Source organism: Streptococcus sp. Marseille-P6264, assembly GCF_902460355.1.
In the GTDB taxonomy this organism is placed as follows: Bacteria; Bacillota; Bacilli; order Lactobacillales; family Streptococcaceae; genus Streptococcus.
Genome location: NZ_CABPTO010000002.1, coordinates 12,633 through 32,043 on the forward strand (window position 1 = coordinate 12,633; position 19,411 = coordinate 32,043).

The 19,411-nt window shown below is 43.1% G+C and carries 16 protein-coding genes, 1 tRNA gene and 1 pseudogene; 10 read left to right on the plus strand and 8 right to left on the minus strand.

What is annotated here, in order from left to right:
* Positions 1 to 267 precede the first annotated feature (267 nt).
* Positions 268 to 1,155: an RluA family pseudouridine synthase gene (locus FZ941_RS03590; RefSeq protein ID WP_148886883.1), complete on the minus strand. Its 888-nt coding sequence runs from the start codon at positions 1,153 to 1,155 to the stop codon at positions 268 to 270.
* A gap of 151 nt (positions 1,156 to 1,306) precedes the next feature.
* On the opposite strand from FZ941_RS03590, the gene pbp2a reads away from it, so the two are divergent.
* The 4 genes from pbp2a (at position 1,307) to nusG (ending at position 4,763) form a co-directional block, all read left to right on the plus strand.
* Positions 1,307 to 3,529 carry a penicillin-binding protein PBP2A gene (gene pbp2a, locus FZ941_RS03595; RefSeq protein ID WP_148886884.1) on the plus strand — a complete coding sequence of 741 codons (2,223 nt, stop codon included), beginning with the start codon at positions 1,307 to 1,309 and terminating at the stop codon, positions 3,527 to 3,529.
* Between the two features lie 60 nt (positions 3,530 to 3,589).
* Complete coding sequence (rpmG, locus tag FZ941_RS03600) at positions 3,590 to 3,742, plus strand: 50S ribosomal protein L33 (protein ID WP_015605910.1); 153 nt, start codon at positions 3,590 to 3,592, stop codon at positions 3,740 to 3,742.
* 9 nt (positions 3,743 to 3,751) lie between these two features.
* Complete coding sequence (gene secE / locus FZ941_RS03605; protein WP_148886885.1) at positions 3,752 to 3,931, plus strand: preprotein translocase subunit SecE; 180 nt, start codon at positions 3,752 to 3,754, stop codon at positions 3,929 to 3,931.
* 295 nt (positions 3,932 to 4,226) lie between these two features.
* Complete coding sequence (gene nusG, locus FZ941_RS03615) at positions 4,227 to 4,763, plus strand: transcription termination/antitermination protein NusG (protein WP_005591544.1); 537 nt, start codon at positions 4,227 to 4,229, stop codon at positions 4,761 to 4,763.
* 194 nt (positions 4,764 to 4,957) lie between these two features.
* Here the strand turns inward: nusG and FZ941_RS03620 are convergent.
* Positions 4,958 to 5,028, minus strand: a tRNA-Cys gene (locus tag FZ941_RS03620).
* 275 nt (positions 5,029 to 5,303) lie between these two features.
* Between FZ941_RS03620 and rpsB the strand changes: the two genes are divergently transcribed.
* Positions 5,304 to 6,086, plus strand: coding sequence for a 30S ribosomal protein S2 (gene rpsB, locus FZ941_RS03625; RefSeq protein ID WP_015605907.1), 783 nt, complete (start codon positions 5,304 to 5,306; stop codon positions 6,084 to 6,086).
* Between the two features lie 81 nt (positions 6,087 to 6,167).
* Positions 6,168 to 7,211, plus strand: a complete 1,044-nt coding sequence (gene tsf, locus FZ941_RS03630) for a translation elongation factor Ts (protein WP_005591546.1) — start codon at positions 6,168 to 6,170, stop codon at positions 7,209 to 7,211.
* A gap of 82 nt (positions 7,212 to 7,293) precedes the next feature.
* Here the strand turns inward: tsf and FZ941_RS03635 are convergent, their stop codons facing one another.
* Together FZ941_RS03635 and leuS are read right to left on the minus strand one after the other, a co-directional pair.
* The gene (locus FZ941_RS03635; RefSeq protein ID WP_148886886.1) at positions 7,294 to 7,983 is read right to left on the minus strand and encodes a VIT family protein; all 690 of its coding nucleotides are present in this window, start codon (positions 7,981 to 7,983) and stop codon (positions 7,294 to 7,296) included.
* A gap of 333 nt (positions 7,984 to 8,316) precedes the next feature.
* Positions 8,317 to 10,818, minus strand: coding sequence for a leucine--tRNA ligase (gene leuS, locus FZ941_RS03645; protein ID WP_148886887.1), 2,502 nt, complete (start codon positions 10,816 to 10,818; stop codon positions 8,317 to 8,319).
* A gap of 179 nt (positions 10,819 to 10,997) precedes the next feature.
* On the opposite strand from leuS, the pseudogene FZ941_RS03650 reads away from it, so the two are divergent.
* Positions 10,998 to 11,720 (plus strand): annotated as a pseudogene (locus FZ941_RS03650) (ion transporter).
* A 52-nt stretch (positions 11,721 to 11,772) separates the two neighbouring features.
* Here the strand turns inward: FZ941_RS03650 and FZ941_RS03655 are convergent.
* The 4 genes from FZ941_RS03655 to FZ941_RS03670 form a co-directional block, all read right to left on the minus strand.
* Positions 11,773 to 12,651: an ABC transporter permease gene (locus tag FZ941_RS03655; protein WP_148886888.1), complete on the minus strand. Its 879-nt coding sequence runs from the start codon at positions 12,649 to 12,651 to the stop codon at positions 11,773 to 11,775.
* On the minus strand, positions 12,644 to 13,573 hold the full coding sequence (locus tag FZ941_RS03660) for an ABC transporter ATP-binding protein (protein WP_148886889.1): 930 nt from the start codon (positions 13,571 to 13,573) through the stop codon (positions 12,644 to 12,646). The genes FZ941_RS03655 and FZ941_RS03660 overlap by 8 nt, the downstream gene beginning before the upstream one ends.
* A 147-nt stretch (positions 13,574 to 13,720) precedes the next feature.
* Complete coding sequence (locus FZ941_RS03665) at positions 13,721 to 14,638, minus strand: XRE family transcriptional regulator (protein WP_148886890.1); 918 nt, start codon at positions 14,636 to 14,638, stop codon at positions 13,721 to 13,723.
* A 148-nt stretch (positions 14,639 to 14,786) separates the two neighbouring features.
* Entirely contained in the window at positions 14,787 to 16,679 is a 1,893-nt protein-coding gene (locus tag FZ941_RS03670; RefSeq protein WP_148886891.1) for a M13 family metallopeptidase, read from the minus strand.
* A gap of 148 nt (positions 16,680 to 16,827) precedes the next feature.
* Between FZ941_RS03670 and FZ941_RS03675 the strand changes: the two genes are divergently transcribed.
* From FZ941_RS03675 to scbA, 3 genes are read left to right on the plus strand one after another with little or no spacing between them, the layout of a single operon-like run.
* Positions 16,828 to 17,547, plus strand: coding sequence for a metal ABC transporter ATP-binding protein (locus FZ941_RS03675; RefSeq protein WP_148886892.1), 720 nt, complete (start codon positions 16,828 to 16,830; stop codon positions 17,545 to 17,547).
* Position 17,548: 1 nt separating this feature from the next.
* Positions 17,549 to 18,385: a metal ABC transporter permease gene (locus tag FZ941_RS03680; protein WP_285874285.1), complete on the plus strand. Its 837-nt coding sequence runs from the start codon at positions 17,549 to 17,551 to the stop codon at positions 18,383 to 18,385.
* Between the two features lie 21 nt (positions 18,386 to 18,406).
* A complete protein-coding gene (scbA, locus tag FZ941_RS03685) occupies positions 18,407 to 19,339 on the plus strand; it encodes a metal ABC transporter substrate-binding lipoprotein/adhesin ScbA (RefSeq protein ID WP_125372645.1) in 933 nt (310 codons plus the stop codon).
* The last annotated feature ends 72 nt before the right edge of the window (positions 19,340 to 19,411 follow it).

The window sequence follows — 19,411 nt, forward strand, 5'->3', positions numbered from 1 at the left end:
ATGGGGCATGTTCCAATCAGTGTAAATAATCACGCATTGACTGAACATCAATTTGGCACAAGGTAGATGACTTATCAAGATTAGATTGCTACTTGTTTGTATCTGGCGTGCTAAGTTGCTAACTAGAGGAGAAGAAAAAGACGATGTCCGGTAGGGAATCGTCTTTGAAGCTACTTATATTTTTTGGTAAAAAATCTGACTCTTCCAGAGGCTGCAGCTAGTTGAGTGTCTGGAGTGCTAGCCTTGGAGACTCGGCAATCAGGTAAGCTATCGACTTCTAGCCTTGCTTCTGTGCCGTTTGATTTCTGCTTCAAAACTCTCTGACGGTGCTTCCACGCTGATGGTTTCTAGGGTGAATGGATGAGTCAATGTCAGACGATGGGCATGGAGCATGAGACGGCCTTGAGGTTGGGGATGGTAGAGGGGATCACCAATGATGGGATGGCCGTGATGGGCAAGATGGACACGAATTTGGTGAGTCCGTCCTGTTTTCAATTGGCATTTGACCAAGGTTGCCTTGCCAAACTCCTTGAGTCGGGTTACATGAGTTTTAGCGTAGACTCCCTTTTTTGGATCAACGAGACGTTTCCGTCGGTCATGGCGGTCGCGTCCAATTTTATCTTTGTAAACGATGGTCTTGCTGGGAAATTTCCCTTGGGCAAGGGCCCAATATTCGCGGGAGATTTCTTTGTTTTCCAAGAGGCGGTTGAGAATGGGGAGGACAAAGGGATTTTTAGCAAACAGGATGGCGCCGCTGGTTTCTTTGTCCAGTCGGTGGACTACATAGCAGGTTTGTCCGACATAGCTTGACACATGGTTGAGCAGAGCGACTTCTGTCGGTTCATTGCCGTGACTTTTCATGCCGTTTGGCTTGTTGACGATAATGAGATGCTCGTCCTGATAAAGCACCTCGACTCGACTAGGCTGGCCAGCTAAGATTTCTTTTTCTGGATAGTCCTCTTTGTCAAAAGTTAGTTGAATGCTGTCGCCAGGCTTGACCAAAGTTTGCCAATGGATGGACTCACCGTTGACCAAGACGTGTTTCTTGGTTCGGAGAAAGTGACGAATCTTTCGTGGGATGAGCAGTTGGCCTTCTAGTAATTCTTTGACGGTCATTAAAGGTAAACTTGCGGGGATAGTAATGGTAAATTTCATGTTTTCATTGTAGCAAAAACTAGCCTATTTGGAAATGCTTAGCTGGAAAATGGAAAGAAGCTCTGCTATTTCCTTAAAGAAAGCTAAAAGAAATAGCAAGTAGCGGAGTCGCGCCTTGTGTCTGCATGGATAAGGTGATAAAATATGTTTTATGAAGAAATTAAATGATATATTTGAAAAATTAGTCAATATGTTTAAAACGGATCATCCTCAGAAAAAAGTTGCTGAGGAGCTGGAGGGCGAGACGCCTGAGCCTAGCTATAGCCGCTCTGGTAAGAATCGGAAGAAGCCCCTGTCTCAACATCCCTTCCGCCGCTTTTGGCGCAGGTTCCATCTGACCAAGATATTCTTGATTCTCGGCTTGACCTTTGGTCTGGTGGTCGGTGGCTATCTTTTTTATGTAGCCAAGACGACTAATGTCAAAGATTTGCAGAATGCTCTGAAAGCCACGACTTTGATCTATGATAAGGATGGAAACGAAGCGGGTAGCTTGTCTGGGCAAAAGGGAACTTATGTCGAATTAGACGCGATTAGTCAGGACTTACAGAACGCTGTTATTGCGACAGAAGACCGTTCTTTTTATAAGAATGGCGGGATTAACTACAGTCGCTTCTTTCTGGCCATTTTAACTGCGGGGCGCTCTGGTGGTGGTTCGACCATCACGCAGCAGCTGGCCAAGAATGCCTATCTCTCTCAGGATCAGACCATTGAGCGGAAGGCTAAGGAATTTTTCCTAGCTTTAGAAATTAACAAAAAATACAGCAAGCAGGAAATCCTGACCATGTACCTCAATAATTCTTATTTTGGAAATGGGGTTTGGGGCGTGGAAGATGCCAGCAAGAAATATTTTGGTGTATCTGCCAGTCAGCTCAGCCTAGATCAATCAGCGGTCCTAGCTGGCATGCTCAAAGGACCAGAGCTATATAATCCCCTGTATTCAGTCGAAAATGCGACCAACCGTCGTGACACCGTTCTTCAAAATATGGTAGCGGCAGGTTACATTGATCAGGCGACGGCGGATCAGGCTGCGACGGTTGGCATTGGAGGCCAGCTAGTCGATGCCTACGAAGGTAAGTCAGAAGATTATCGCTATCCATCCTATTTTGATGCGGTTATCAATGAAGCGGTCAATGATTACGGTCTGACGGAAGAAGAAATCGTTAACAACGGTTATCGGATTTACACCGAATTGGATCAAAATTACCAAGCTAGCATGCAGGTTATTTATAGCAATGTCGATCTCTTCCCACTGGCTGAAGACGGGACCCGGGCCGAGTCCGGAAGCGTAGCGCTGGATCCTAAGACGGGTGGTGTTCGGGCTCTGGTTGGCCGTGTCAACAGCGCTGATGGCTCTGCTTTTCGGACTTTCAACTACGCGACTCAGTCTGCTCGTAGTCCAGGATCGACCATCAAGCCTTTGGTGGCCTACAGCCCAGCTATAGCAGCCGGCTGGTCAACGGATAAGGAGTTAGATAATAGTCGGACAGTTTTTGGTGACTATAAGGTCAATAACTACGGCAATATCCAAAGTTCACCGACGGTTCCAATGTATCAAGCCTTGGCTGAATCCCTCAATATTCCCGCGGTTTCAACAGTGGATGAATTAGGCGTGAGCAAGGCCTTCGAGTACGGTAAAAAGTTTGGCCTTAATATGGATAAGGTAGAACAGAATCTAGGTGTGGCTCTGGGAAGTGGCGTGACGACCAATCCACTTCAGATGGCCCAAGCCTATTCAGTCTTTGCGAATGATGGAGTTATGAATGACGCCCATCTTATCACCAAGATAGAAAATGCTAGTGGTCAGGTTGTCAAAACCCACCGGCAGACTTCTACCCGCGTTCTCAATCGCTCAACCACAGAAAAGATGACTAGTATGATGCTGGGAACCTTCTCAAACGGGACGGGAGTCTATGCAGCTCCGTATGGCTATACAATGGCTGGAAAGACAGGAACGACAGAGACTGATTTTAACCCTGATTTGTCAGGAGACCAGTGGGTCATCGGTTACACACCAGATGTGGTTATCAGCCAATGGCTGGGCTTCCCTAAGACGGATGAAACTCACTATCTGACTGGTACAAGTGCCAATGAAGCTTCGGCTATTTTCCGCAATGTCGCCAACACCATCCTGCCTTATACAGAAGGAACTTCCTTCTCGGGTGAGAAAAATGCTTATGCTGAAAATGGAATTTCCCCAGTCGATACCTACGGTACTGGTCAAACGAATACGACTAGCGAAAATAAAGACTTCCTGAAAGATGTCCAGGAGCGGGCGCAAAATCTGGTAGATGATGCCAAGAAAGCTATCGATGAGTCTGGGATTACTGAAAAAGCCAAAAATCTATGGGATACCATTACTGGCTGGTTCCATTAATCGTCTAAACGGCTTGTCAAAGAAGTAGAAAACTGCTATAATAAGGGGAATGGAGGCGTCATGGCATTAAAAAAAGCGAGTCTAGCGTGTACAGTTTGTGGGTCACGAAACTACTCAATCAAACTTAGTAGCACTCCAAAACCTACGCGTCTAGAAGTGAATAAATATTGTAAACACTGCAGTAAATATACACTGCATAAAGAAACCAGATAGGAGATAGTTGTGAAATTCATTAAAGATGTTTTTGGATTATTGAGAGATACAACTTGGCCTACCCGTAAAGAAAGATGGACTGATTTCCTTTCCGTAATGGAATATACAGCATTCTTTGCTATTGTGATCTATATTTTTGATAAGGTAGTTGCCAGCGGTCTCTTCCGCATAATCAACATGTTTTCATAAGAAAGATGAGGCTGGGACAAAAGTCCTAGCCTCTCAATTGTCTTTGGAATGTCGAGCAAGACGCAGTGGTTGAGTGGGCTCTACTACGCTGATCTCATCAGCTTTTACAGCCCTACTCAACTGTGCGGAGGTGGGACGACGAAATCGAATTCTAATGAATTACCGATTTCTGTCCCACTCTCATTTGTCTGTAAAATATTTACCAAAATGCTTTGTAATTTTAGATTTTATGGTATAATAAGGCTAGAATATCAAGCAGAAGCCCTAGGCTTTTTTATTTAGGAAAGGACAAAACATGGACAGTTTTGATAAAGGCTGGTTTGTACTGCAAACCTACTCAGGCTATGAAAATAAGGTAAAGGAAAATCTCTTGCAGCGCGCTCAGACCTATAATATGTTGGAAAATATCCTGCGCGTGGAAATTCCGACTCAGACCGTGCAAGTCGAGAAAAACGGCAAGAGCAAGGAAGTCGAAGAAAACCGCTTCCCAGGTTATGTATTGGTTGAGATGGTCATGACGGACGAAGCTTGGTTTGTCGTGCGGAATACACCAAATGTAACTGGATTTGTAGGTTCACACGGAAACCGTTCGAAACCAACGCCGCTCTTGGAGGAAGAAATCCGCAGCATTCTGATTTCTATGGGACAAACGGTTCAAGAATTTGACTTGGATGTCAAAGTGGGCGATACAGTTCGCATCATTGACGGTGCCTTTGCTAACTATACTGGCAAAATCACAGAAATTGACAATAATAAGGTCAAGATGATTATCTCTATGTTTGGAAATGACACGGTTGCCGAAGTCAACCTTAGCCAAATTGCTGAATTATAATTTTGGAATGCACTAAAAGGAGCCGGAAAGCATTTTCCGCTCTTTTTTGTTAGCAGCGCTGAGATCTTAGATAAAGACTGGTGCTTCTGGCATCTTTGCAATTCATTAAACTTGACCAATAACGTAACAAAACAAAAAAAGCCTGATTTTTCAGGCTTTTGGTCAGTATAAAGTCGGCTTTAAACCGATAAAAAAGGCGGTAGACGGATTTGAACCGACGATCAAGCTTTTGCAGAGCCGTGCCTTACCACTTGGCTATACCGCCACAACTCTTACTATTCTACCTTAAAACGGCCTGTTCGTCAAGAGCCTGACCCGACTTAAGTGAGAATTTCTTGAAGGATGGCTAGCAGATGGGCTGAATCAAAGCGAGAAAATAGTGTCCAAAGACTTGTCAAAAGCTAGAAAATTTGATATGATAGTAGATGCCGTTTAAACGGCAGAAATACTCATTTTAGATGAATTGTGGAGCCGTTGCCGATTGGTAGCTCTGCGAGCTGAAATCTAAAAGAGGAAAAAAACAAAAAGGAGAATTTACTCATGGCAGTAATTTCAATGAAACAACTTCTTGAGGCTGGTGTTCACTTTGGTCACCAAACTCGTCGCTGGAACCCTAAGATGGCTAAGTACATCTTCACTGAGCGTAACGGTATCCACGTTATCGACCTTCAACAAACTGTAAAATACGCAGATCAAGCTTATGACTTCATGCGTGATGCAGCTGCAAACGATGCAGTTATCTTGTTTGTTGGTACTAAAAAGCAAGCTGCTGAAGCTGTAAAAGAAGAAGCAGAACGTGCTGGTCAATACTACATCAACCACCGTTGGTTGGGTGGAACTCTTACAAACTGGACAACTATCCAAAAACGTGTTGCTCGTTTGAAAGAAATCAAACGTATGGAAGAAGAAGGAATCTTCGAAGTTCTTCCTAAGAAAGAAGTAGCACTTTTGAACAAACAACGTGCTCGTCTTGAAAAATTCTTGGGTGGTATCGAAGATATGCCTCGCATCCCAGATGTAATGTACATTGTTGACCCTCATAAAGAGCAAATCGCTGTTAAGGAAGCTAAGAAACTTGGTATTCCAGTAGTTGCGATGGTTGACACAAATACTGATCCAGACGATATCGATGTGATTATCCCTGCTAACGACGACGCTATCCGTGCCGTTAAATTGATCACTGCGAAAATGGCTGACGCTGTTATCGAAGGTCGTCAAGGTGAGGACGCTGTAGCGACTGTTGAAGCAGAATTTGCTGCAACTGAAACTCAAGCAGACTCAATCGAAGAAATCGTTGAAGTTGTAGAAGGCGACAACGCATAATTTTCATAAGTCAATTAACCTAAAGGGGCGGGGCTCAGCCCGGCCCCTTTATTTAAAAATAGTAAACATAGGAGAAGAAAAATGGCAGAAATTACAGCTAAGCTTGTAAAAGAATTGCGCGAAAAATCTGGTGCTGGTGTCATGGACGCTAAGAAAGCATTGGTTGAAACAGATGGAGACATCGAAAAAGCGATTGAATTGCTTCGCGAAAAAGGTATGGCAAAAGCAGCTAAGAAGGCTGATCGTGTTGCCGCTGAAGGTTTGACAGGCGTTTACGTGGATGGTAACGTTGCAGCTATCGTTGAAGTCAACGCTGAAACTGACTTTGTTGCGAAAAATGCTCAATTCGTTGAATTGGTAAATGCTACTGCAAAAGTTATCGCAGAAGGTAAGCCAGCTAACAACGAAGAAGCGTTTGCATTGACAATGCCTTCAGGTGAAACCCTTGAAGCTGCATATGTATCTGCAACTGCAACTATCGGAGAAAAAATCTCATTCCGTCGTTTTGCTTTGGTTGAAAAGACTGATGCTCAACACTTCGGTGCTTACCAACACAACGGTGGCCGTATCGGTGTTGTTTCAGTGATTGACGGTGGCGATGACGCTCTTGCGAAACAAATTTCTATGCACATCGCTGCTATGAAACCAACTGTTCTTTCATACAAAGAATTGGATGAGCAATTTGTTAAAGATGAATTGGCACAATTGAACCACGCTATCGATCAAGACAATGAAAGCCGCGCTATGGTTGACAAGCCAGCACTTCCACACTTGAAATATGGTTCTAAAGCTCAATTGACTGACGAAGTGATTGCACAAGCTGAAGCTGATATCAAAGCTGAATTGGCTGCAGAAGGCAAACCTGAAAAGATCTGGGACAAAATCATCCCAGGTAAAATGGATCGCTTCTTGCTTGACAACACCAAAGTTGACCAAGCTTACACACTTCTTGCCCAAGTGTACATCATGGATGACAGCAAGACAGTTGAAGCTTACCTTGAATCAGTGAATGCTTCAGTAGTTGAGTTTGTTCGCTTTGAAGTTGGTGAAGGTATTGAAAAAGCAGCTAACGACTTCGAATCAGAAGTTGCAGCAACAATGGCAGCTGCTCTTGGCCAAAACTAATCTAAGTTTAAAACAAAAAAGATTGAAGAGAAAATAATTTCTTTTCAATCTTTTTATTATGTTTGCCTGAATAGTTCTTCTTTTAAATTGAGAAGAACTGGCCTATAAGATAGGTAACAGTCATGGTCAAAAGTCCGATAGTGAGGTTACGGATCATGGCATTTTTAATGGGTGCCTGTCCCAATTTTGCACTGGTATAGCCAGTTCCCAAGAGAGAAAGAGCTACAACAAGGACGGTCGCTGGAATCCGATAGATAGCCGGAAGCAAAACGATGGTCAACATGGGGAAAATTGCACCTATGGCAAAGGCTAGAAAGCTGGATATAGCAGCATGCCAAGGATTAGTGAACTCTTCGACCTCAATGCCATACTTTTCCTCCACCAAGGCCTTGAGCGGATCTTGTAAGAAGGTGCGATTGGTCAAGAGTTGGGCAGAAGTCTCGCACTCACCATTTTGGACGTAGGAGGCGTAGAGGGACTGTCTGGCAATATCGGGATTCTTTTCCAAGAGTTCTCGCTCTCTAGCCACTGCAGCCTCCTCAGTGTCCTTCTGAGTGGAGACGGATACATACTCCCCGCCTGCCATAGAAAAGGCACCAGCAAAGACAGCAGCCAGACCAGATAGAAAGATAATCCAAACATCTTCCGTCGCACTGGCCACCCCGATGACCACCCCTGCGATAGAAATAATACCGTCGTTGGCCCCCAAAACTCCAGCCCGCAAAATATTCAGGCGTCCGCTAAAATTTTTGTCAATCTTATGTTCTTCCATTCTGAAACTTTTCTCTTTTCTTTTTATTTATAATGATTATAAATAAAAAGAATAATGAAGGCAAGTGAAAGTCGGAAAATGAGAAAAGTCCAACGATTTAAGGGAAAATTCCTATCAAAAAAGAGAGTGGGATAGAAATCGGTAATTCGTTAGAATTCGATTTCGTCATCCCACCTCCGCACAGTTGAGTAGGGCTGTAAAAGCTGATGAAATCAGCGTAGTAGAGCCCACTCAACCACTGCGTCTTGCTCAACAATCCAAAGATAATTGAGAGGCTAGGACTTTTGTCCCAGCCTCCTATTTTATAATCACCATAAGGCTACCCCAAACTGCTTATTTTACTACGATATTAACCAATTTATTCGGCACACTAATAACTTTCACGATTTCTTTACCAGCGATTTCAGACTTGATTTTCTCATCTGCCAGAGCTATTTCTTGCAGTTCCTCACGGCTCAGATCCTTGGCTACGACTAGCTTCGCACGAACCTTACCCTTGATTTGAACTACGATTTCGACTTCTGCTTCGACCAGTTTGCTTTCGTCATAAGTTGGCCAAGCTACATAGGAGATGCTCTCGCCAGTTTGGCCAACTGCCTGCCAGAGTTCCTCAGCCAAGTGCGGTGCAAAAGGCGCCAGCAATTGGATAAAGCCTTTGGCATATTCGACATAGAGTTTTTCTTCCTTGTTGGCAGCATTGACAAAGATCATGAGTTGAGCAATAGCTGTGTTAAACTTGAGCTCCTCAATCTGCTCTGTGACAGCCTTGACTGTTTCGTTATATACCTTGTCAAGAGGACCATTGTTATCCGCAACGATTTCTTTACTTGTAATCAAACGGTAAACACGGTCGAGGAACTTACGACTTCCTTCCAGACCTTCTTCGCTCCAAGCGATGGATGCATCCAACGGCCCCATGAACATTTCATAGACACGAAGTGTATCAGCACCGTATTGCTCCACTACATCGTCTGGATTGACCACATTCTTCAGAGACTTAGACATCTTAGCAGGCGCCTGCTCCAGTTCTTCACCCGTTTCGATGTTGAAGAAAGAACCATCGCGTTTTTCCACCTTGTCTGTCGCTACCAGAGCACCGCGGTGGTCACGGTAGCTTGTTCCCAAGATCATTCCTTGGTTAAAGAGTTTTTGGAAAGGCTCTTTTGTTGGAACGACACCGAGGTCATAAAGGAATTTATGCCAGAAGCGAGCGTAGAGGAGGTGGAGTACGGCATGTTCTGCACCACCGATGTAAATATCAACTGGCAGCCAAGCCTTGAGCAAGTCTTCGTCTGCTAATTTCTCATTGTTATGCGGGTCAATGTAACGCAGGTAATACCAGCTAGAACCTGCCCATTGAGGCATGGTGTTTGTTTCACGACGACCTTTGACACCGTCTTCGCGAGTCACTTCCAGCCAGTCAGTCAGATTGGCCAGAGGGCTTTCACCAGTACCAGAAGGACGGATATCCTTGGTTACAGGCAGGACAAGCGGCAGTTCATTTTCAGGGACAGCTGTTGAAGTGCCATCTTCCCAATGAATGATTGGAATCGGCTCACCCCAGTAGCGTTGACGACTAAAGAGCCAGTCGCGCAGGCGATAGGTGACTTTTTCATTTCCGACACCTTCTGCTTCCAGCCAAGCAACCATCTTCTCAATAGCGGCAGCCTTGTCCAAGCCATCTAGGAAGCCCGAGTTGATATGCGGACCGTCCTCTGTATAAGCAGCTTCAGCAACATTGCCACCCTCTAGAACCGGAATAATCTCTAAATCAAACTGCTTAGCAAACTCCCAGTCGCGCTCGTCGTGCGCAGGAACGGCCATGATGGCACCAGTTCCGTAGCTTGCAAGCACATAGTCGGCAATCCAGATTGGGATTTCCTTGCCATTGACAGGATTGATGGCATAAGCTCCTGTCCAGACACCGGTCTTATCCTTAGCCAAATCAGTCCGAGCAAGGTCTGATTTGAGGCTGGCTGAATGTTTGTAGTCTGCTACTGCTTGAGCTTGTTCTGCACTTGTAATAGCATCAACGAGAGCATGCTCTGGAGCCAAAACAGCATAGGTCGCACCAAAAAGAGTATCCGGACGAGTGGTAAAGACGGTGAAGTCCTTGTCTGTGTCCTTAATCTTGAAGGTTACATTAGCACCGGTTGATTTACCGATCCAGTTGCGCTGCATGTCCTTGATAGACTCTGGCCAATCCAGTTCCTCCAAGTCATTGAGCAAACGCTCTGCATAGGCTGTGATTTTCAGCATCCACTGGCGCATAGGCTTGCGGACGACTGGATAGCCACCGCGCTCAGATGTGCCATCTGGCAGAACTTCCTCATTGGCGATAGCCGTTCCTAGCTCTTCCACCCAGTTTACTGGGACTTCAGCTTCATAAGCCAGGCCTTTTTCGTAAAGCTTGGTGAAAATCCACTGGGTCCACTTGTAGTAGTTGGGGTCAGTGGTATTAACTTCCCGGTCCCAGTCATAAGAAAATCCCAGAGCATTGATTTGACGCTTAAAGTTGGCAATATTTTCTGCTGTAAAGTCAGCTGGGTCATTTCCTGTATCCATAGCGTACTGCTCAGCTGGCAGTCCAAAGGCATCCCAACCCATAGGATGCAGGACATTATAGCCCTGAGCCCGCTTGTAGCGGCTGAGGATATCTGTCGCCGTGTAGCCCTCAGGATGTCCTACATGGAGCCCCGCTCCTGATGGATAAGGAAACATATCCAGCGCATAAAAGTTAGGCTTCTCCTTGTCAGTACCTGTCTTGAATGTATGGTGCTCAGCCCAGTATTTCTGCCACTTGGGCTCGATTTCTTTGTGATTGTAAGTTGCCATAATCATTTACTCTCCAACGATCTTTTCTGTGTTCTAGACACGTTTCTATCTATTATACCATTTTCAAGGGATTTTGAAAGCAACCGGCGAAGGAGAATGAAGAAAATCTTTGCGGCTTGACCTTGACTTATTTTTAAAAAAGATAGAATGAAAGCAAGTTTAAAAAAGTGAGGTTGAGGATGACAAGGAAGATTTTATTTCAGATTGTTGAGCCCCATCAAAAGGAAAATGCGATTGAAAAAGCCTATGATGTGCTTATGTTCCTGACTATTATTGTCAGCCTGATCCCCCTGACCACCAAGAGTCACACCGGAATCTTCATGTGATTGGATTTTGTGTCAACGATTATTTTTATTATTGACTATATCCTTCGGCTTGTAACGGCCGATTATAAATTGGAAAAGGGGAAGTTTTCTTTTTTCCTCTATCCATTTACCTTTCTGGCGCTGGCTGACTTGCTCTGCATTTTACCTTCTCTCTTTTTGTTGAATAATAGTTTGCGGCTCTTTAAGATTTTGCGCATGCTTCGTATCTTGCGCGTCTTCAAGTTTATTCGCTATTCTAAAAATATCCAAATACTGACCAATGTCTTAAAAAAGCAGAAGGACAGTTTGATGATCGTGGGCCTTTTGGCTTTCGGCTATATCTTCATCTCTGCCCTTATCATTTTTAATGTAGAATCCAGCACGTTTCCTAATTTTTTTGACGCTCTCTACTGGGCAACCATTTCCCTGACGACAGTTGGTTATGGTGATATTTATGCAGTTTCAACGACTGGAAAAATTATTACTATGATTTCTTCCTTTTTAGGAATCGCCATTGTGGCTCTGTCCGCTGGTATCATCACGGCCGGCTATATGAAAGAAATCAAAGAACTACAAAACCTGTTTAGGGATCCCTAAACAGGTTTTTGCATATGCCTTCACTTTTCTACAACTTTAGCCAGGGTTCCTTTCATTTCGTAACCTTTTTAATAAAAAAGTGGAGTGTTAATAGAGCAACAATAATAAGTGAAATATAAACTAGCATGAATTGATTAGAAAGATGATCCCCACCAGCATTCTGCAATACTACTCCATAGGATTCCTTGTATTCATTTACCACCGAACTTGGAGCACTCTCAAATACTTGAGCAATTGAGTCTTTCATCAAAACTTGTTTTAAAAGTGCATTCACTTGTGTCATAGGAAACCAAGTCATAACCTGCCGCAAAGTTTCCCCAACCGATCCGATAGAAAGATAAACTCCTGAAATAAATCCGATAAAGGTACCGACGATCGTACTTAAAGTGGTAAAAGCTGAACTTGTTCGAATAAAGGCTAATACAGGAAGAACAATAGTAGCTGATAGGACTGTTGATAAGCTAACAATTCCAAAAATCTTTAGATAGTCCATAGCCGAATAATCTAGAAGTGAACTAAAACCATTGAAAATCCCAATCGCAAAGACACAAGAGAACATGGTGAGGATAATCCCAAATAGGATTGCAAAAATAGCATAGGATAGTTCAACCTTGAAATTAGAAATGGGACTAACCTTGAAATCTTCACTCAGTTTCTTTTCTTTATCTGAGACCATTACTCCAAACGCTCCTAAAGTACTGGTCATAGAAATAATCGTCGTCAAACCTGATATCAACCAATAGTTTACCATCTTAATCGTATCGCTCGAAGCAGTGTCACTACCTAACGCCTCCCTAATGGCATCAATCTGGATTTGGCCTATAAAGACTTGATAGACTAAAATTAAGATAATAACTGACAAGAATGACATGAAAAACGCCAAACGATCTCGCGTGTATACTTTCCTATTTCTAGAAATTAGTTCAAACATTCATTTCTCCTCCTGTTTCTTTTAATAAGTTCAAATAAGCTGCTTCCAAGTTTGAATATTCCACATTAAATGCTTCAATGATAGACTTATCTTGGTTTTCAGAAATAATTTCCATCATTTCTTCAACAGAAACATCTTTAAAAACAATCTCTCTTTCTGACAAAACTTGACATTTGTTCATAAATTGCGATACCGACAGTGAGGTTACAGACTGACCTTCTTTTAAGCGCAAATTCAAGTTAGTTGTCGAATGCTTTTCGATAAAAGTAGCAATATCTCCTGAGTAATAAAGATTACCAGAAATTAAAACATGAAGAATATCACATCCAGCCATCTCTTCTAAATAATGAGTGATGAGAACTACCGTCATATTATCTTTCTTATTCAACTGATTGATAGCATCCCATAAATCATGTCGAGATTGTGGATCTAGACCAGTGGTTGGCTCATCCAGTAATAGAAGTGATGGTTTAGGTAGCAGAGCACGAGCAATATCTACTTTGCGTTTCTGCCCTCCTGACAAACTTCCGTATTTTTTATTTTTAATAGATGCAACATCTAGATAGTTTTGTAAATCCCTAATCCTCTCCAAGACCTTGGCCTTAGATAAGCCATACAAGGCACCTCTAGATACCAAATTTTCCTCTACTGTTAAATTTTCATCCAAACGATTGCTTTGAAAAACGAATCCGATATGGCGATAAAAATCTTTTGTGGATAGAGAATGTCCGTCAACTTCCCAGCTAATATCTCCTGAGCTTTGTTTGAAATTTTGAATAAGGAGATTAAAGAGAGTCGTTTTACCCGCACCATTGGGCCCAAGAAGACCATAGAACTTGCCTTCTTCCAAAACTAAATCAATTCCCTTCAAGGCTTCAAAGGAGCCATAGTTTTTCTTAATATTTTTTAATCTAATTTCCATTTTTTATGACCAAATTCCTTCCTCAAGAAGAAGTAACTTCTTTTTTATACTCCCACTATTATAAGAAATTAATAAACAGAGGTGTGAGGACATTCATGTCCTATTAAAAAAACTCTATGAGTTCCTATACTCACAGAGTTCAGTTGTTTATTCATCAATTTTACTATAACGTCTTATATCCTGCTCCCAGTCCAGTCTCATATTCTCCTTAAGGACATCTTCTGGCAATAGCTCTAGCATTAGCTTGATCTTTTGATAGTTATCCTCAGCTTCTTCACGATTGTTTTCCAAGAAGAGAGCGATTTTCCACTGAAGCGCATAGCTAAAGACTCGATCTTGAAAATCATTTCTCCTAGTCATCAGCTCTTCCAGGGCTCGTAATATTTTAGGTAGGAGGTCATATTCTTGATAATGTGACAAGACGCCCGCAGCAAAAATGATTCTGGCCTGGATTTTTTCCAATCCATTGGTCGGATAATCAACTACTGCCACAAGTAACTTGTTTAGCAAACAAGTAAACTCCTTCTTGTCAAAATCTTTCAAACCAAGCGCCAACAGACGTAAATCAATGATTTCTAGATCCATTTCCGTTAATTTTTCTTTGGCCAAAGCCTGATCCAGATATTCATCTATTAAGCCTTGATCATAGGCAATATTTTCCGTTAAAACCATATCATTCTTGGCCTGCTTAATCTGAAGATAAAGTTGTTCTTCCTCAGGGAGCTGATCGAAATACTTCCGATAGATTTCCTCGATCATCTCTTCTCTCTGTTGAAGACGTTCTCCATCGCCATAGTGATAAAGCTTTTCCAAGCGATACTTCAATTCAAGATAGCCTGATGGCAATTCGAATCGCTCTCTATTTGCTAGCCTATCCAGTGATACCTCCAGTTGCTCAGCAATATAGAGAGCTGTTGCGATGGTAGGCAGAGACTGGCCTTTCTCAATTCGCTGTAGCTGCCGCGTTGTCAAAATGTCTTCTTCCCCACAAATGGCCTGACGACTCAAGCCTTTTTCTTCTCTTAGAGATTGAATTCTCTGTCCTAGCTCTTCCTTGAATTCCACATCAGGATCTCCTTCTTCCAGATATCTCCTATTATAGCATAATTTGATCATCAAAATTTATCTCTGTAGCTACAAATAAAAACCTGACCAAAGAACTTTATCTGAAGCTCCTTTAGTCAGGTTATTATGTCTTCTTATGACTTGTTTGTTACCAAATCACCACGCGCTCTTCTGGACTGCGCCACATGCCGTCTCCTTCTTGGACATCAAAGGTCGTAAAGAAGTCGTCAAAGTTTGGTAGCTGGACATTGGTCCGAAGTTTAGCGGGTGCATGGACATCGACGCTGGCTAGAAGCTTCATGTACTCTTCGCGTCCCTTCATCCGCCAGATGCGGGCAAAGTTGGTGAAGAATTCCTCCGCAGAGAAATCGTCTTCTTTCTTGGCTGCTTCGAGAGCGGCTGCAATACCGCCCAAGTCCGCTACATTTTCTGAAACGGTCAGCTTGCCATTGACCTTGGCACCGTAAGAATCTAGACCTTCAAACTGGTCGATGACTTTCTGAGTCCGCTCAGTAAAGGCTTGGTAGTCATGCTCCGTCCACCAGTTGTTGAGGCTGCCGTTTTCATCAAAGGAAGCGCCATTGGTATCAAAGGCATGGGAAATCTCATGGGCAATGACCGCTCCGATACCGCCATAATTGGCTGAAGAAGACTGGTACAGGTCATAGAAAGGTGCCTGCAGGATAGCCGCTGGGAAGACAATCAGGTTTTTCTGAGGATTGTAGTAGGCATTGACCATATGGGCTGGCATTCCCCATTCTTTGTAATCCACTGGCTGGTTCCACTTGCTCCAACCATGCTTGATTTCCACTTGTCGAAGCTTCTGAGCATTTTCGAAGAGGCTGAGATTTTCATCCACAATCTTGTCTGCGTAGCGCTCAGGCAACTCCTCTGGGTAGCCGATATAAGGCTTGATGACATTGAGTTTGACAATGGCCTTGTCCCGAGTTTCTGGTGTTAGCCAGTCATTGCTTGCGAGGCGTTCCTTGTAGACTTGGATCATGTTGGCTACTTTTTGCTCCACATCGGCCTTGGCTTCAGGGGAGAATTTTTGTCCAGCATACCAGAGCCCGATGGCTTGATTGAAAGGCGCTTGAGCTAGGTAAAAGGCAGCTTTTTTCTTGTCTTGCGCCTGAGGTGTTCCAGACAGGGCGCGACGATAAGCGCCTGCTAGGACACGGATTTCGTCAGTCAAGTAGGCTTCAGCTGACGCGATAGCGTTAAAGATAAGCACGGCCTTGAGCAGGGGCCAAGTCTCCTCGCAGTAGAATTGGTCGGCAGCCTGCCAGAAACGCTCCTCTGGTACGATAATCTGGTCAGGAATTTGCCCGATGAGTTGGGTGAAGATCGCATCTAAAGGCAGATTCGGTGCTAAGGCTTTGAAATCTTCCCACTTGTAAGGGTGGTAAAGCTTGGCATATTCTGAACTTTCCTCCCGTGACAGAACGACTTTGGCAATTCGAGCATCCAGTTCTAAAACCTTATCCAGTAAATCTTGGATTTCTTCTGCTGAAAATTCGAATTTTTGCAGCAAAGCTTCGGAAGATTCGCGCCATTTTTTCAAGAGTTTATCCTTTTGAGGATGCCCATCAGCATAGTAGGTTGTATCTGGGAGAATAGTACCTGGCGCATCTGCCCAGAGGACATTGATACGGGCGTCCATAAAGTCAGGCGCTACACCAAAAGGAAAGAAATTGGGCTTACCAGCCAGTTCAAACTCGGCAATCTTTGTGGTAAATTCTGCAAAGGAGTTGAGTGCTTGGTATTCCGCAATCAAAGGCAAAACAGGCTTGATACCGAGTTTTTCCCGCTTGTCATAGTCAGCTGCTAAACGGTGGTACTTGATAAAGTTTTGCAAAATAGCATCGTCAGGAACTTCCTCACCCTGCAACCATTTATCGGTAGTGGAGAGCATCAGCTTTTCAATCTCATCTGATAAATCTGTGAAGCCGCCGGTTACAGGCTTGTCATCTGGGATAACGGCCGTTTTGGCCCATTCGCCATTAATGGCGTCATAAAAATCATCTTGTAAACGTGTCATGTTTTTCTCGCTTTCCTGCTTTTGATATAACCTTATCAAAATTAGCTTTTTTTTTCAAATATTTCCTATATTGATTTTAAGGATTTTTTAAAAATTAACTTGACTTAATTTTCATTTTAATGTATATTAAAACAAAAGAGGTGTAACAATGATTGAAATGAAAAATTTAAGTGTCAGTTATCAAGGACAGCTGGCCTTAGAACCAACTTCTTTGACAATAAAAGGACCGACTATCACAGGGATTATCGGACCAAACGGGGCTGGAAAGTCAACTCTCATAAAAGGTATGTTAGGAATTGTTGATAGTGAGGGGCAGACCTTTCTAGACAGAAAACCCATGAAGCAAGAATTAAACAAGATTGCTTATGTAGAGCAGAAGATTCACATTGATTATAATTTCCCCATCAAGGTTAAGGAGTGTGTGTCTCTGGGCTTATATCCTAAGATCAAGCTCTTTCAACGCCTCAAAGCGTCTGACTGGGAAAAGGTTGCTCAGGCTTTGAAAATCGTTGGTTTAGAAGATTTTGCTGAGCGGCAGATTAGCCAGTTGTCTGGTGGGCAATTTCAACGGGTCTTGATTGCCCGTTGCTTGGTTCAGGAGGCGGACTATATTTTCCTAGATGAGCCTTTTGTTGGGATTGACTCGGTCAGCGAAGAGATTATTATGAAAACACTCCGTCAGCTAAGAAAAGACGGGAAGACGATTTTGATTGTCCACCATGACTTGGGCAAGGTGGTCGCTTATTTTGATCAGGTCTTGCTACTTAACAAAAAAGTCGTCGCTTTCGGATCAACTGAGAGTACCTTCACCAAAGAAAATATGCAGCAGACCTACGGCTCTCAGCTCTTTATGAATGGAGGTGCCTAGGATGATTCAGGAATTTATTCAAGGCTTACATGACTTTCATTTCCTGCAAAATGCTTTGATTACAGCCATTGTGATTGGAGTGGTGGCCGGTGCCGTTGGATGTTTTATCATTCTGCGAGGCATGTCACTCATGGGGGATGCCATCTCTCACGCGGTGCTGCCCGGTGTGGCTCTGTCTTATATTTTGGGGATTAATTTCTTCATCGGTGCCATTACCTTTGGCTTACTAGCTTCCATCATTATCACTTACATCAAGGGCAATTCTATTATCAAAAGTGACACGGCTATCGGGATTACTTTTTCTTCCTTCTTGGCTCTGGGGATCATTTTGATTAGCGTTGCCAAGAGTTCGACCGACCTCTTCCATATTCTCTTTGGGAATATCTTGGCGGTACAAGACCTTGATATGTGGATTAGTATTGGCGTGGGTATTTTAGTGCTGCTGGTCATTAGTATTTTCTTCAAGCAACTTTTGCTGACGTCCTTTGACCCGCTCTTAGCCCAAGCTATGGGAATGAAGGTGAATTTTTACCACTATTTGCTGATGATTCTATTGACTCTGGTATCTGTCACAGCCATGCAAAGTGTCGGAACGATTCTGATTGTGGCCATGCTGATTACACCAGCTGCGACAGCCTATCTCTATGCCAAGAGTCTCAAGACCATGATTTTATTGTCATCTGTCTTGGGGGCTGGTGCATCTGTTTTAGGTCTCTTCATCGGTTATAGTTTTAATGTTGCAGCAGGTTCTAGTATCGTTCTAACCTCTGCCCTGATCTTTTTGGTTTCATTTTTTATCGCACCAAAACAGCGGTATTTAAAAAGAAAAGTAAAATAATATATTTATGGAGGATTTCCAATGAAAAAATGTCGTTTCTTAGTTCTGCTTTTGCTGGCTTTTGTCGGCCTAGCAGCCTGCTCTAGTCAAAAAAGCAGTACCGAGACTGGTTCTTCAAAATTGAATGTTGTTGCGACCAACTCGATTATTGCGGATATTACAAAGAATATCGCTGGCGATAAGATCAATTTGCACAGTATCGTACCTGTCGGCCAAGACCCACATGAATACGAGCCTCTGCCTGAAGATGTCAAAAAGACTTCCCAAGCGGATCTGATCTTCTACAATGGGATCAACTTGGAAACAGGCGGTAATGCTTGGTTCACAAAATTAGTAGAAAATGCTAAGAAGAAAGAAAACAAGGACTATTATGCTGTCAGCGAAGGTGTGGACGTGATTTACTTGGAAGGCCAAAGTGAAAAAGGGAAAGAAGACCCTCATGCTTGGCTCAACTTGGAAAATGGGATCATCTATGCTCAAAACATTGCTAAGCGTTTGAGCGAAAAAGACCCAGCTAACAAAGAAACTTACGAGAAAAATCTTAAAGCTTATGTGGAAAAATTAAGCGCTTTGGACAAGGAAGCCAAAGAGAAATTCAACAACATTCCTGAAGAAAAGAAAATGATTGTAACCAGCGAAGGTTGCTTCAAATACTTTTCTAAGGCCTACAATGTGCCATCTGCCTATATTTGGGAAATCAACACTGAAGAAGAAGGGACTCCAGACCAAATTAAAACTTTGGTTGAAAAACTACGCAAGACGAAAGTGCCATCTCTCTTTGTGGAATCAAGTGTAGACGACCGTCCGATGAAGACCGTTTCTAAAGACACCAACATTCCGATCTACGCTAAAATCTTTACTGACTCAATCGCTGATAAAGGCGAAGAGGGTGATAGCTACTACAGCATGATGAAATACAACTTAGAAAAGATTGCAGAAGGTCTGTCTAAATAATAATAAGAGGTTGGGAAGATAAAATCCTAACCTCTTTATTTCTGAAGAACAAGTTTCACATGGAGTCGCTCT

Excerpts from the sequence above, each read along its gene's own strand:
- FZ941_RS03590 (WP_148886883.1), bottom strand. The coding sequence starts at position 1,155 with ATGAAATTTACCATTACTATCCCCGCAAGTTTACCTTTAATGACCGTC.
- pbp2a (WP_148886884.1), top strand. The coding sequence starts at position 1,307 with ATGAAGAAATTAAATGATATATTTGAAAAATTAGTCAATATGTTTAAA.
- rpmG (WP_015605910.1), top strand. The coding sequence starts at position 3,590 with ATGGCATTAAAAAAAGCGAGTCTAGCGTGTACAGTTTGTGGGTCACGA.
- nusG (WP_005591544.1), top strand. The coding sequence starts at position 4,227 with ATGGACAGTTTTGATAAAGGCTGGTTTGTACTGCAAACCTACTCAGGC.
- rpsB (WP_015605907.1), top strand. The coding sequence starts at position 5,304 with ATGGCAGTAATTTCAATGAAACAACTTCTTGAGGCTGGTGTTCACTTT.
- tsf (WP_005591546.1), top strand. The coding sequence starts at position 6,168 with ATGGCAGAAATTACAGCTAAGCTTGTAAAAGAATTGCGCGAAAAATCT.
- FZ941_RS03635 (WP_148886886.1), bottom strand. The coding sequence starts at position 7,983 with ATGGAAGAACATAAGATTGACAAAAATTTTAGCGGACGCCTGAATATT.
- leuS (WP_148886887.1), bottom strand. The coding sequence starts at position 10,818 with ATGGCAACTTACAATCACAAAGAAATCGAGCCCAAGTGGCAGAAATAC.
- FZ941_RS03655 (WP_148886888.1), bottom strand. The coding sequence starts at position 12,651 with ATGTTTGAACTAATTTCTAGAAATAGGAAAGTATACACGCGAGATCGT.
- FZ941_RS03660 (WP_148886889.1), bottom strand. The coding sequence starts at position 13,573 with ATGGAAATTAGATTAAAAAATATTAAGAAAAACTATGGCTCCTTTGAA.
- FZ941_RS03670 (WP_148886891.1), bottom strand. The coding sequence starts at position 16,679 with ATGACACGTTTACAAGATGATTTTTATGACGCCATTAATGGCGAATGG.
- FZ941_RS03675 (WP_148886892.1), top strand. The coding sequence starts at position 16,828 with ATGATTGAAATGAAAAATTTAAGTGTCAGTTATCAAGGACAGCTGGCC.
- FZ941_RS03680 (WP_285874285.1), top strand. The coding sequence starts at position 17,549 with ATGATTCAGGAATTTATTCAAGGCTTACATGACTTTCATTTCCTGCAA.
- scbA (WP_125372645.1), top strand. The coding sequence starts at position 18,407 with ATGAAAAAATGTCGTTTCTTAGTTCTGCTTTTGCTGGCTTTTGTCGGC.